11 protein-coding genes are annotated in these 13,288 nt (G+C 36.5%); 8 read left to right on the top strand and 3 right to left on the bottom strand.

The genetic code is table 11. From position 1 onward, the window contains the following. Positions 1-41 precede the first annotated feature (41 nt). Complete coding sequence (locus RT228_RS01945; protein WP_006262344.1) at positions 42-1,643, top strand: fumarate hydratase; 1,602 nt, start codon at positions 42-44, stop codon at positions 1,641-1,643. Between the two features lie 536 nt (positions 1,644-2,179). Here RT228_RS01945 and RT228_RS01950 read toward each other — a convergent pair. Then, positions 2,180-3,385 (bottom strand): TCR/Tet family MFS transporter, encoded by a 1,206-nt coding sequence (locus RT228_RS01950; RefSeq protein WP_259637873.1) that lies wholly within the window; start codon positions 3,383-3,385, stop codon positions 2,180-2,182. A 257-nt stretch (positions 3,386-3,642) separates the two neighbouring features. Here RT228_RS01950 and RT228_RS01955 point away from each other — a divergent pair, with 257 nt between their 5' ends. The 7 genes from RT228_RS01955 (at position 3,643) to dnaG (ending at position 11,858) form a co-directional block, all read left to right on the top strand. Continuing rightward, positions 3,643-4,992: an SWIM zinc finger family protein gene (locus RT228_RS01955; RefSeq protein WP_259637874.1), complete on the top strand. Its 1,350-nt coding sequence runs from the start codon at positions 3,643-3,645 to the stop codon at positions 4,990-4,992. Positions 4,993-5,163: 171 nt separating this feature from the next. Further along, positions 5,164-6,204 carry a 23S rRNA (adenine(2503)-C(2))-methyltransferase RlmN gene (rlmN, locus tag RT228_RS01960; RefSeq protein ID WP_006259821.1) on the top strand — a complete coding sequence of 347 codons (1,041 nt, stop codon included), beginning with the start codon at positions 5,164-5,166 and terminating at the stop codon, positions 6,202-6,204. A gap of 106 nt (positions 6,205-6,310) precedes the next feature. Then, positions 6,311-7,288 carry a polyprenyl synthetase family protein gene (locus tag RT228_RS01965; RefSeq protein WP_025124552.1) on the top strand — a complete coding sequence of 326 codons (978 nt, stop codon included), beginning with the start codon at positions 6,311-6,313 and terminating at the stop codon, positions 7,286-7,288. A 189-nt stretch (positions 7,289-7,477) separates the two neighbouring features. Beyond that, positions 7,478-8,044, top strand: a complete 567-nt coding sequence (locus RT228_RS01970) for an RNA polymerase sigma factor (protein ID WP_006262339.1) — start codon at positions 7,478-7,480, stop codon at positions 8,042-8,044. Beyond that, positions 8,026-8,643, top strand: coding sequence for a hypothetical protein (locus RT228_RS01975; protein ID WP_006262338.1), 618 nt, complete (start codon positions 8,026-8,028; stop codon positions 8,641-8,643). Before RT228_RS01970 ends, RT228_RS01975 begins: the two co-directional genes overlap by 19 nt. A 6-nt stretch (positions 8,644-8,649) precedes the next feature. Next, positions 8,650-9,720 (top strand): hypothetical protein, encoded by a 1,071-nt coding sequence (locus tag RT228_RS01980; protein ID WP_313138366.1) that lies wholly within the window; start codon positions 8,650-8,652, stop codon positions 9,718-9,720. Between the two features lie 155 nt (positions 9,721-9,875). Next, positions 9,876-11,858: a DNA primase gene (gene dnaG, locus RT228_RS01985; RefSeq protein ID WP_006259819.1), complete on the top strand. Its 1,983-nt coding sequence runs from the start codon at positions 9,876-9,878 to the stop codon at positions 11,856-11,858. A 27-nt stretch (positions 11,859-11,885) separates the two neighbouring features. Here the strand turns inward: dnaG and RT228_RS01990 are convergent, their stop codons facing one another. Then, on the bottom strand, positions 11,886-12,365 hold the full coding sequence (locus tag RT228_RS01990) for a hypothetical protein (RefSeq protein ID WP_006262336.1): 480 nt from the start codon (positions 12,363-12,365) through the stop codon (positions 11,886-11,888). A 71-nt stretch (positions 12,366-12,436) separates the two neighbouring features. After that, entirely contained in the window at positions 12,437-13,243 is an 807-nt protein-coding gene (gene nadE, locus RT228_RS01995) for an NAD(+) synthase (RefSeq protein ID WP_006262335.1), read from the bottom strand. Positions 13,244-13,288: the final 45 nt, after the last annotated feature.

The raw sequence follows: 13,288 nt of genomic DNA on the forward strand, positions 1-13,288 counted from the left end.
TAATTAGTAATTTTACTAAACAAAAATAAACTAACAATTCAATGGACTTCATATATCAAGATCCGTATCCGATTCAGAAAGATGATACGCAGTACAAAAAGATTTCTTCTGACTATGTAAAAGTAGAAAAATTAGGAGATAGAGAGATATTAGTGGTTGATCCTAAAGCGATTGAGATGATTGCTGAGACAGCGATGACAGATGTGTCATTCATGTTGAGAACATCGCACTTAGAAAAATTAAAAGCTATCCTAGACGATCCGGAAGCGACAGATAACGATCGTTTTGTGGCTTATAACTTATTACAAAACGCAAAAGTAGCAGTAGAAGGACAATTGCCTTCTTGTCAAGATACAGGTACTGCTATCGTAGTGGCAAAAAAAGGAGAAAACGTATATACGGGATCGAATGATGCCGAGAGTTTATCTAAAGGTATCTTCGAAACATACCAAAAGAAAAACTTGCGTTACTCTCAGATCGTACCTATCAGTATGTTTGAGGAGAAAAACTCAGGTTCTAACTTACCAGCACAGATCGATATCTATGCTACACAAGGAGCTAAATATGAGTTCTTATTCTTAGCGAAAGGTGGGGGATCTGCTAACAAGACGTTCTTATACCAAAAAACAAAATCTCTTCTTAATGATAAAAACTTAACGGAATTTATCAAAGAGAAAATCATGGATCTAGGTACTGCTGCCTGTCCTCCATATCACTTAGCATTAGTGATCGGTGGTACATCTGCTGAGGCAAACTTAGCGGCTGTAAAGAAAGCATCTGCTGGATACTATGATAACTTACCTACTTCTGGTAATATGGGAGGTCAAGCGTTCCGTGACTTAGAGTGGGAGAAAAAATTACAATTAATCTGTCAAGAGTCTAAGATTGGAGCACAGTTCGGGGGTAAATACTTTACTCATGATGTACGTGTGATCCGTCTTCCTCGCCACGCTGCTTCATGTCCTGTAGGATTAGGAGTATCTTGTTCGGCAGATAGAAATATAAAAGCGAAAATCACTGCAGAGGGATTGTTCGTAGAACAGTTAGAGACTGATCCAGGACGCTTCTTACCTGCAGTAGCTCCTCACTTAGAAGAGCCTGTGGTAATCGACTTGGACAAGCCAATGAAAGAACAATTAGCAGAGTTAACGAAGCATCCTATCAAAACTCGTGTAATGTTAAACGGAACTGTTATCGTGGCGCGCGACATCGCTCACGCTAAGATCCAAGAGATGTTAGACAATGGACAAGAGATGCCAGAATACTTCAAGAATCACCCAGTGTACTATGCAGGGCCAGCTAAGACTCCAGATGGTATGCCATCAGGAAGCTTCGGACCTACTACAGCAGGGCGTATGGATCCTTATGTAGATAGTTTCCAAGCGGTAGGTGGAAGTATGATTATGTTAGCGAAAGGTAACCGTAGTCAGGCGGTAACTGATGCATGTAAGAAACACGGTGGTTTCTATCTAGGTTCAATAGGTGGACCAGCTGCTATCCTTGCGAAAGAGAATATCTTAAGCGTAGAGGTGGTTGACTTCCCAGAATTAGGAATGGAAGCTGTACGTAAGATCGTAGTGAAAGACTTCCCTGCCTTCATCATCACGGATGATAAAGGAAATGACTTCTTCGCAGATCTATAGTAATCAATTAGGAATTGAGAGTTAGGAATTACGAATGTGTGCCTATGGCATGTGATTATTCATAAACCTAACTTTTAAAACAAGGATAAACTAACAATTTATAGACGACAATGAAAAGCCGATACTAGCGACAGTATCGGCTTTTTTTAATTAGGAATTTAGAATTAAGAATTAGGAATGTCCCATTCACTAACGGTGTCAAACAGATGTTTTTTTAAGGCTCTGTTCTGTGTCACTTCCTATTGACATACTGTATAGCACACAGTATGTCATCCCGACGATAGGAGGAATCGCACTAGTTTATTCTCACGACTATTTCTACATCTCGTGTGTGATCTTTCCTTACGTCAAGATGACAAAGACAACGGGTAAGGTGTAGGTTAGTAGTAACTTCCAAATATCACTACTTCTTTGTTATTCCGACGATAGGAGGAATCATATTAGTATATCATACATTGATATAGTCAATATAAGTGCCTGAATAATAATATAAGTAGCCCTATTCTGGTAAAGAATAGGGCTGTTTTTTTTAAAATTTACCTCTTATGTCTCAAGAGGAGTAATAAGCTAATTAGGAGTAATAAAGCTGCTATGGCAAAGGCTATACCAGGTAAGTATGGTAAGGTATTGTCCTGTGTGTATAGGTAGAAACAATAGGTAAATACTGGTGGAGCCACAATAGTCGTTAATCCGTTAAGGCTTCCTAATACCCCCTGTAGTTCTCCTTGATGTTGCTGATCTAGTGACTTAGATAGCATAGACTGAAAACCTGTCTGTTGTATACTTCCTAGTAAATATAATGTGATACCTACCCAGAGTTGTATTTCAGTCACACAATAACTCAATAAGAGTAATCCTATAAAGCTGGTTAATAAACCGATGTAGACAAGCCTTTGGTCTGATAGTTTAGTAGACAAGTATTGCAATAGGTATGCTTGTACTAAGAAGCCTATGATGCCTATAATGGTTAGTGATAATCCTATTTGCTGTTTACTCCAGTCAAACTGTATCATGGTATAGAATGACCACGTACTCTCCATGCTATGTGATGCAGCCGAAAGTAAAAAGAATACAATAAATAGTAGACTTAGTTGTTTAAAGCGTTTGATACTTTTTAGAGATTGCAAAGGAGAGATTTCTTTTAGCGATAATCGCTTCAGTGAACGTGAAGTATTGGTTTCTGGAAAGAAGAAATACCCATAAGTAACATTTAATAAACCTAATATTCCCGCAAAGTAAAAAGGGTAGGTAAAATGATATTCTCCTAATAATCCTCCTACTAAAGGGCCTATGATAAAGCCAATATTAAAAGCTGCATTTAAATAGCCGAAGTATTTCGTTCTGTTATCTTCATCCGTTACATCTGTAATCGTAGCTGATGCCACGGCAAAGGTAGCACCTGTCACTCCGGCGATAAGCCGACTGATGAATAGTAACCAATAACTATGAGCAAGTGCCATAATAAAACAGTCTATAGAGAATCCAAAAAGAGAAAGTAATAATACTCGTCTACGTCCATAACGATCGCTAATAATTCCTAAGATTGGTGCAAAGATAAATTGCATAAAGGCATAAGCTAACGTAAGTACACCTCCGTACTTCGCTGCTGTGCTGAGGTCAGCATGTAGTACGTGTTCTAATAGTTCTGGTAATACTGGAAAGATAATACCGAAGCCAGCACTGTCTAATATAATGGTGATCGTAATGAATATTACGATGCTGTTAATCTTGTTTGATTGCATAAGTATATATAATAAAATAACGGTACCCTAAAGATGGGGTACGCTTAAATAAACTGAGTCACTTACTACGCTGTAGGGGGCGACTGTGATTAGGAATGTTATTTTACTATTGCTGCATAATGGACAAAGATAATGTGTAATGGGTTTATTATCAAAGAGTAGTTGCCTTTTTTTACAATAAGAGAACAGATGTGTACAGTTCTAGAAGGTTATATTTCTATGAATTTTAGTACCTTGCTTACTCATTTGCAAGTACCATGAACGACCTATTATCTTATATATACAATACCCCTTCTAGCTTAACGAAAGGCAAGGGAGGGGACGAATTATTCTTAGCGAAGTACAGTGAGATACAGAAGAAGACTGATGCTCCATGCTTTTTTTGGGGTAATGTGAAAGATCCTTTTATTATGGCACGTTGTTTAATCACGTTGTCTAATGTGGTAAAGTCTAGTTTTAATTTATCACCTGCTGATCTAGCTAAGCTAAAAGATCCTATCGCTACGGCTGGGGATGGTAGAGTGCGATTCGAAGGATTCTCTCACTGTGCAGGAGTGTATGCTCGTGTAGATGTATTGCCTGATGGGTTAGATGGGGAGTTCTTAGAGAATGGGACTACGAATGTAGACTTTAACCAACCGATGCTTACTGCGCTGAATAGTATTAAGCAAAAGGAGAATGTACTGCTGTCAATAGGTCAGAAGGAGGTTAGTATTCAGACGGAGGATAAGAAAATAGTGGAACGAAAAGTACCTCTTCCGATTAAGTGGATTAAGGGACTGAGTACGGTACAGATCTATCTGTCTAAGGCAGAGAAAGTACATACGTTTAATAAAATACAGACACAACAATTATTTAGAGGTATTCCGAAAGGGGCGATCAAGACAGATTATTACTTAACTGTACGTGGTAATATGCCTGTGTTTACACCTGTTAAGTCTACTAGTGCGGTTTGTGTAGGAGGTATTCATCGTTTACGATTATTAGAACCTCTATTGCCTTATATCGATACTATGCAGGTGTATCCACATCCTGATATGCAGAGCACCACGTGGCAGTTGTACTTTGGTGATATTCGATTTAGTTTGTCTTTATCTCGTGAAGCTTTTAGAGGGTTCTCAGGTGAAGGGGCTGCTTTAGAGTCGTTAATAGAAGATGTGGATGACGAGTGGATAGATGCGATGGATAAATATGCTTATGCGAATCAACGCTTTAATCCGACGATGTTTGCGATGGAAGAAGGGATGAGTTTCACTGATGCAGATAGTCTGACAGGGCGATTAGCCGCTATGGGATTATTAGGGTTTGACTTAGATGACAATGCTTTCTTTTATAGAAGATTGCCCTTTAAGCTAGAGCGTATCCTAAGTCTAAATCCTCGCCTAAAGAATGCTGAGAAACTAATAGCTGAGAATAAAGTAGAGATTATTAGCAATGCTAATGGACGGGTAGAAGCTCGTGTAGAGGGAACTGGTGGTGTGAGACATACGGTAATCTTAGATGGTGACCAAGAGCGATGTACTTGTGAGTGGTATGGTAAGTACCAAGGAGATAGAGGGATGTGTAAACATGTGCTGGCGGTGAAGAAGATGACGGTTAAAGGTTAACAGTTAACAGTTGACAGTTTACGGTGGACGGTGGACGGTTAAGAATGACTAGCTTTGTGGATACTAGTTGGTTATACAGTACACTAGTTCCTAATTGATTGTTCCTTACATTATTGTTATAATTTTATTACAGTATTTGGCAGTCGGATAATTTGAGATTAACTTTGCGCCATGCAAATAGACAAAAAAGACATCAGAAGTTTATCTAAGGAACAATTAAGGGATTTCTTTGTTTCTCAGGGAGATAAGGCATTTAGAGGAAACCAAGTGTACGAGTGGTTATGGAGTAAAGGGGCTCATAGCTTTGAAGATATGAGTAACTTATCATTGGCTACCCGTGAGATGCTAGATGCTAACTTCGTAATTAATCATATCAAAGTAGATAGTATGCAGGTAAGTACTGATGGTACTATCAAGAATGGTGTGAAGTTACACGATGGTCTTATCGTAGAGTCTGTTTTGATTCCTACAGAAACACGTACTACAGCCTGTGTATCTTCTCAGGTAGGGTGTAGTTTAGACTGTGAGTTCTGTGCTACTGCTCGCCTTAAGCGTATGCGTAACTTGAATCCTGATGAGATTTATGATCAAGTATTAACAATCGACCAACAAAGTAGACAGAATCATGGACACCCGTTGTCTAATATTGTGTTTATGGGAATGGGAGAGCCGTTAATGAATTATAATAACGTACAGAAAGCCATTGAGAAGATTACTTCTGAAGAAGGGCTAGGGATGTCTCCTAAGCGTATCACAGTGTCTACTTCAGGATTGCCTAAGATGATCAAGAAGTTGGCAGATGATGGTGTGAAGTTTAAGTTGGCAGTGTCTTTACACTCTGCTATCGAAGAGACACGTAATCGTATTATGCCTTTTACTAAGAACTTTCCATTGACGGAATTGCGTGAATCACTTCAGTACTGGTATAGTAAGACGAAGAGTCGCGTTACGTATGAGTATGTGATTTGGAAAGGAATTAACGATGATAAAGCTTCTGTGGATGCATTAGTGAAGTTCTGTAAGTATGTACCGTGTAAAGTAAACTTGATTGAGTACAACCCTATTGATGATGGAGAGTTCCAACAAGCAGATGAACGTGCTACGAATAGCTATATAGCAGCTTTAGAGAAGAATGATATCACTGTAGTGGTACGTCGTAGTCGTGGTAAAGATATTGATGCAGCTTGTGGTCAGTTGGCTAATAAATCATAAGTTTAGTTTAGAGGAAATTACGTAAAGAATTGTTTAGCAACTTCTTAATGATTTCTATTTGAGGGAAACTATCGAATGATATAAAAAAGTCGTATTTTTGGGTGCAATGAACATAGTACAGCAAATAAAACAGCCTATACAGAATGAGATGGAGCTTTTTGAAAAGAAGTTCCGCAACTCAATGACTACTAAGGTAGCCTTACTAAACAGAATCACTTACTACATTGTAAATAGAAAAGGGAAGCAGATGCGCCCTATGTTTGTATTTCTAGTAGCGAAGATGGTGGCAGGTGAGGTTAATGAGCGTACTTATCGAGGAGCATCTGTTATAGAGTTAATCCATACTGCTACTCTAGTACACGATGATGTAGTAGATGATAGTAATAAACGTAGAGGTTTCTTTTCCCTTAATGCTTTATGGAAGAATAAGATAGCCGTGTTAGTAGGTGATTACCTATTAGCAAAAGGACTTTTATTGTCTATTGATAACGGTGATTTTGATTTACTTCGAATTATCTCAGTGGCTGTACGTGAGATGAGTGAGGGAGAATTACTTCAGATAGAGAAAGCGAGACGATTAGACATTACAGAAGAGGTGTATTATGAGATCATTCGTCAGAAGACAGCTACATTGATTGCGGCTTGTTGTTCATTAGGAGCTGCTGCTGTCGATCCAGATAATGCAGAACTTATAGAGAAGATGCGTAAGTTCGGAGAGTTAATCGGTATGGCATTCCAGATAAAGGATGATTTATTTGACTATACGGATGGGCCTATTGGTAAGCCGACAGGTATTGATATCAAAGAACAAAAGATGACACTTCCTCTTATTTATGCTTTGAATACCTCAGAGCCTAAAGAGAAAAAGTGGTTGATTAACTCTGTTAAAAATCACAATGAGGATAAAAGACGTGTGAAAGAGGTTATCGCATTCGTCAAACAAAAAGGAGGTCTAGAATACGCTACTACTAAGATGGTAGAGTATCAACAAGAGGCTTTAAATATACTACAGGAGTTTCCAGAATCTACTTATAGAGAAGCTCTGTTCACGATGGTGAATTATGTTATAGAAAGAAAAAAGTAATTTTTTTCACTTTCCTTACAACCTTTTTATTTAGAATTGCGTCTATGTATATAGATAAGCAATTCTAAGTATTATGAAAGGTATTATTTTATTTGTCACTTCAGTTATAATCCAGTTTATTATGTACATTTTAAACTTCTTTCAGTAAAGAGGTTAGATGTTGTATTTAAGTAATAGAAGATTGCAACTATGAAGTTGATAAGGCTACACAAAAAGAAATTAGAAGATTATATAGATGATCTGTGTGCTCATAAAAGAGTTGCACAGAAGGAGGTCTATGAACTTGTGTCTGCTAAGATGCTCTCTGTCTGTAGACAGTATATTAAGGACATTCACTATGCAGAAGATGTTATGATAGCTGGTTTTATGAAAGTCTTTACGAATATAGATAAATTCGAGAATAGAGGCAACTTTGAGGGATGGATAAGACGTATTATGGTGAATGAATCTATTTCTTTTTTACGTGCACAGAAGAGCTTTCATTGTATAGAAGATGTTGAGGTAAAAGAAGAAGTTGTAGAAGATGATATCGAATTATCTATTGAGGATATACAGCTACTAATAGATCAGTTACCAGAAGGGTGTAGAGCGGTGTTTAATTTATATGTAGTAGAAGGGTATAAACATCAAGAGATAGCAGAATTATTAAAAATACAAGAGGGGACATCTAAATCTCAGTTAGCACAGGCTAGAAAATTACTACAACAGCAATTAGCAATCTTAAAAACACAAGGGGTATGGAATGGAATAAAATAGATAAACAGTGGAAAGACAGTTTAGCAGATAGAGAGATAGCTCCTTCTTCTCAAGCGTGGGATAAACTATCTTCTCAATTAGATCAGCAGGCTAAAGCGAAGAATAAGTCTAATGTGAAGTGGTGGATAGGATTAGCAGCTAGTTTATTGATAGGGGGATTCTCAGTAGTACAATTTATAACTACTGATGTAGATAATCAGGTAACACCTTCTATAGAGTTGCCTACTGTGAAAGAGGTTGAAAATACATTAGTAGAACAAGAAACACCCAAAGCAGATACAATCTATAATCAAGAGAAAATAACTGCACCTAGGACATCTCCTGTGATAACAAAGGAAGAACTTAATACACTGAAACAAGAACATAAGCAATTAGCAAATGATAATATAATGGTAGATACAATAAGTCCATTAAAGCCACAAAACCTACAAGAGGTATTCATAGGACCGGTAATGAATAAGCCTTCGAAGAGAATAGTGGTGAATAGTGATGATTTATTAAATCAAGTGGAGGGGGAGATAGAGATTGAGTACAGAGAATCTGTAATCAAGAAGATTTATGACAAGACCAAAAAAGTGATTGTAGAACGATCTAATTAGTCAATTATGAAACAAAAGAATACATTAGTTATGGCTCTTGCGCTATTTGCTACTTTAGGTATGTATGGGCAAGTAAAAAAATTCAATAGAGAGGTAAATAGTATTGCTGTAAAGATTCAGAATATTACAGTATCTGAAAAAGAAGATTTAAAAATTAAAGTAGATTCACTAAATGTGTTAGTGGAGAAAAAGAAGCTTACAGAAGAAGAAGCACAAGAGCTCAAAAGTAAATTAGCTTTAGAGTCGTCTACTCGATTAGAAAACACTATAAATAATCTGAATGATAGTTTATATAACACTGTTCAGAGTCATGTACAGTATTCGATTAAATCAGGACAATTCTATGAGGGGGTTGATGGAGATCAGTCAGGCTCTGCAATTGTGATTGGTAGAAAAAACTATATACAGAGAGGTAATAGAATAGTAGGTGATAGACGCAATAGGTTTCAGATCCAATTTGCTTATGGGATGAGTAATTTAGCAACAGAAGGAGCTTTTGCTAATTCAGATATTCGCTATGTATCTTCTAATTTTATTCAATGGGGATTTAATATTAATAGACGTTTGTTGAAAGACAGTAATTTATTACACCTGAGATATGGAGTTTTATTAGAGTATAATAATCTAAAGCCAACAGAGCACCGTTATTTTGAAAAACAAGCTGATGGTCAAGTAGCTATTATAGAACATGATAAAGATTTGCGTAAGAATAGACTGGCAATACGTTCTGTACAAATACCTGTTTATTTAGAGTTTGATTTTTCAAAACCTAAGGTAAATGAGAAGACTGGTAGAACTTATTTTAGAAGCCAAGAAACTTGGAGAGTAGGTATAGGAGGGTTTGTGAATCTTAATCGCAAAGATACTTATCAAGTATACAGATACACTGATGAAGGCCATGAGTTTAGAACTAAGGAGAAGACGGACTTAGATATTAATAAGGTGAGATATGGAGTAGGTGCTTATGTTGGTAATGGGGATTGGAGTTTATTTGCTCAATATGAATTGACACCAATGTTTAAACACAATGATATTAAGCAAAATATGTGGTCATTTGGTGTAAGAGTAGATTTATAAATTACATACAAAATGAATAGTTAGGTTATAGGGAGTTGTTTTTAGATGATTTATTCTAGAAACAACTCCTTTTCTTTTACCTTTGCACTTGCCATAAATGAGTGTATATCGCAATAATTCTATATATTGAGATATAAATGAACTAAAGTAAGTATATGATTTCCAAAAGTACCATAGATGCCGTATTTGACGCTGCTCGTGTAGAGGAGGTGATAGGAGACTTTGTAACTCTGAAAAAGTCAGGGAGTAATTACAAAGGCTTAAGTCCTTTCGTAAACGAGAAGACTCCGTCATTTATGGTGTCACCTGTGAAGCAAATATGGAAAGACTTTAGTTCTGGAAAAGGAGGTAATGCGATTAGCTTTATTATGGAGCATGAACACTTCTCTTATCCTGAGGCAATACGATATTTAGCAAAGAAATATGGTATCGAAATAGAAGAGACAGAACAGAGCGATGAGGAGAAAGAGCAACTGAATGAAAAGGAGAGTATGTTCATCGTGTCTGAGTTTGCGAAGAAGTACTTTGAAGAGACATTGTTCAATGCGGAAGAAGGTAAGGCAATAGGAATGACCTACTTTAAAGAGCGTGGTTTTACTCAAGAGACAATTAAAGAGTTCGGATTAGGGTATTCTCCAGATCAGTGGAGTGCTTTCACAGATGCAGCTCTTCAGAAGGGATATTCTTTAGAATACTTAGAGAAAACAGGGCTTACCATTGTAAAAGAAGACCGTAAGTTTGACCGATTTAAGGGAAGAGTTATGTTTCCTATTCAGAGTATGTCCGGTCGAGTATTAGGATTCGGAGGACGTATTCTTATTACTGATAAGAAAGCTGCTAAATACCTAAACTCTCCTGAAAGTGATATCTATCACAAGAGTAAGGTACTATATGGTATCTATCATGCTAAACAAGAAATTGCCAAACAAGATAACTGTTTCTTAGTAGAAGGATATACCGATGTTATACAGATGCATCAGACCGGTATAAAGAATGTCGTGGCTTCTTCGGGTACTGCATTAACGCCTGACCAAATCCGTTTGATTAGTCGATTGACTAAGAATATCACGATGTTATTTGATGGGGATGCTGCTGGTATTAGAGCTTCTCTTAGAGGGGTAGACTTGATATTAGAGGCAGGGATGAACGTACGCGTATGTCCTTTGCCTGATGGAGAAGACCCAGATAGTTTTGCTCGAAAGCATTCTAAAGAACAGCTAGACGAGTATTTCAAGAATAATGCTACTGACTTTATCCGTTACAAGGCTAATCTATTAATGGGGGAAGCGAAGAATGACCCTATTAAGAAAGCAGAGTTAATTAGAGATATGGTACAGAGTATCTCTAAGATTCCTGATCAGATACAGAGAGAAATCTATGTGCAGGAATGTGCTCGTATAATGGATATTTCTGAGGATGTAATCTTTAATTCTTTAGCTCAGATTGGTCGAAAAGAATTAGCTGAGGCAAATAAGAAATATACACAGGAGAGGAAGCAGATGGAGGTGGTGCATTCAGAGCAACAACCAAAAGAAGCAATTGATCCACAATATAATTTAGAACGCAAGATCATCGAGATATTGCTGTTGTATGGTAATATGGAAGAGTTGTTTATAGAGCTCTTATTAGATGTGAATGAGGACAATGAGGTAATAGAGGTAGAACATAAAGTAGAACAGAAGGTATATGAACGTATTTACCTTAGTTTGCAGGAAGATGAGGTACAGCTAACCAATCCAATGTTCAAAGTGATTTATAAAGATATTATGGATTACTATCATCATAACGCTTGGGATCTGGAGAAGTATTTAAAGACATTAGATCCAGAAATGGCTCAGGAAGTGACTAATATTATCATGGAGGATGAGAAGGAAGCTTTGCACAATTGGGAGTCTCAGAATATTATAGTGAAACAGAAGGAGCAGGGAGTATCTCAATATGTGACAGAAACTATTCTAACTCTTAGAATGTTCTTATTGAATACCATGATAGAAAAGTATAAGGTAAAGCTGAAAGATAGTGATGAGAAGAGATCTTATGAGATGCTTACGCTAATTATGGATTACACAAGTCTGATGAATATGTTCTCTAAGAGATTAGGTCAAGTAACATCAAGATTTAAAACGATAGAAGACTAAAAAAAGAGGCTATTGCCTCTTTTTGTATTAATTATAGAATTGAACAGTAGTTATTACATCGTATTGCTCACTTTTTGTTTTAGGAACAATGGTATGGTAAGTAATATAACCATTATATCTAGAGCCTTTGTTCACTTTAATTTCTACATTTAGAATGTTTTGAAAGTTGTAATTACAACTTTCTTTATAGAATGTTGATACGTCAATAATTTTACTGAAACGCTCTTCATATTTTTGTCCAATAATCAGCTCATCATATCTCCAATCTATAACATTTCTATAGTATTGAGCTCCATGCACTCTATTTTGGAAATCTCTTTCATTTCTAATGACAATAAAGGAATCTCCTTTGAGTCCTTTTACATAGAAATTTAAAGGGCTAAAATTAGGTGTCTCATTAAGTTGTAATGATCTATAGGTTTCATTACCACAATAATCATCATCTGAAGAACATCCTGCTAGGGATATTGATAATATGGTAAGTAAAAACAATAAAAACTTTTTCATAACTAATATTTTTTAACAAAGGTATTTGTTTTAATATATAGTTAATAATAAAAAAATATATTAGTAAGTAATTATTTGATTTCTATAGGAATTATACAAACAGGTATAGGGTTAATCTTATGCTGGTTGATTCTATTTAATCTGCTATATATCTCGAATACTTCTTTTTCTCTTCCTGTGAAGTCTTCTGCTTTAGCTCCCTTTTCGTGTGCTAGCATAGCTATTTCTAGTTCGTCATAATTAGCACCTAGTTGATCTTCATCAGATCGCTCATCGCCAAATAACCCATCAGTAGGTTTAGCTACTATAATACTACTAGGAACTCCTAAGTACTCTCCGATAGCACGGACTTCTGATTTCATTAAGTCTGCTATAGGGCTTACATCTACCCCACCATCACCATATTTAGTAAAGAAGCCAACTCCGAAGTCTTCTATTTTATTTCCTGTTCCAGCTACTAAGCTTCTGTGTAGTCCTGCGTAGTAATATAATGTAGTCATACGCAATCTAGCACGTGTGTTGGCAAGTGTAAGATTTAAGATAGCTTCATCATCTGAAGAAGGAACAGCTGTTTTTAATGTTTCAAATGTCGAAGTTAAGTCTGCCACAGTAGAGGCTACATTAGTAAACTTTTCTTGTAAGAAAGAAATGTGTTCTTTTGCTCTTGATACTTGCGATGAATCTTGATGGATTGGCATTTCAACACATAATAGAGGTAGTCCCGTCATAGCGCATAGTGTTGAGGTTACCGCAGAATCAATACCACCTGATATTCCTATTACATATCCACTTACTCTTGCATTCTGCGCATATTCTTTTAACCAATTAACGATATAATCTGTTACTGCTGAAGTATTCATTTTAGTGTTGTTTACCATGACTTTAAATATTTATGGAATAGGTTGATATCTATCTTATTATAT

It is taken from the genome of Myroides sp., from assembly GCF_032073645.1.
GTDB classification, from domain to species: domain Bacteria; phylum Bacteroidota; class Bacteroidia; order Flavobacteriales; family Flavobacteriaceae; genus Flavobacterium; species Flavobacterium odoratimimum.

Coding starts and splice junctions, on each gene's coding strand:
- RT228_RS01945 (WP_006262344.1), top strand. CDS start 42: ATGGACTTCATATATCAAGATCCGTATCCGATTCAGAAAGATGATACG.
- RT228_RS01950 (WP_259637873.1), bottom strand. CDS start 3,385: ATGCAATCAAACAAGATTAACAGCATCGTAATATTCATTACGATCACC.
- RT228_RS01955 (WP_259637874.1), top strand. CDS start 3,643: ATGAACGACCTATTATCTTATATATACAATACCCCTTCTAGCTTAACG.
- rlmN (WP_006259821.1), top strand. CDS start 5,164: ATGCAAATAGACAAAAAAGACATCAGAAGTTTATCTAAGGAACAATTA.
- RT228_RS01965 (WP_025124552.1), top strand. CDS start 6,311: ATGAACATAGTACAGCAAATAAAACAGCCTATACAGAATGAGATGGAG.
- RT228_RS01970 (WP_006262339.1), top strand. CDS start 7,478: ATGAAGTTGATAAGGCTACACAAAAAGAAATTAGAAGATTATATAGAT.
- RT228_RS01975 (WP_006262338.1), top strand. CDS start 8,026: ATGGAATGGAATAAAATAGATAAACAGTGGAAAGACAGTTTAGCAGAT.
- RT228_RS01980 (WP_313138366.1), top strand. CDS start 8,650: ATGAAACAAAAGAATACATTAGTTATGGCTCTTGCGCTATTTGCTACT.
- dnaG (WP_006259819.1), top strand. CDS start 9,876: ATGATTTCCAAAAGTACCATAGATGCCGTATTTGACGCTGCTCGTGTA.
- RT228_RS01990 (WP_006262336.1), bottom strand. CDS start 12,365: ATGAAAAAGTTTTTATTGTTTTTACTTACCATATTATCAATATCCCTA.
- nadE (WP_006262335.1), bottom strand. CDS start 13,243: ATGGTAAACAACACTAAAATGAATACTTCAGCAGTAACAGATTATATC.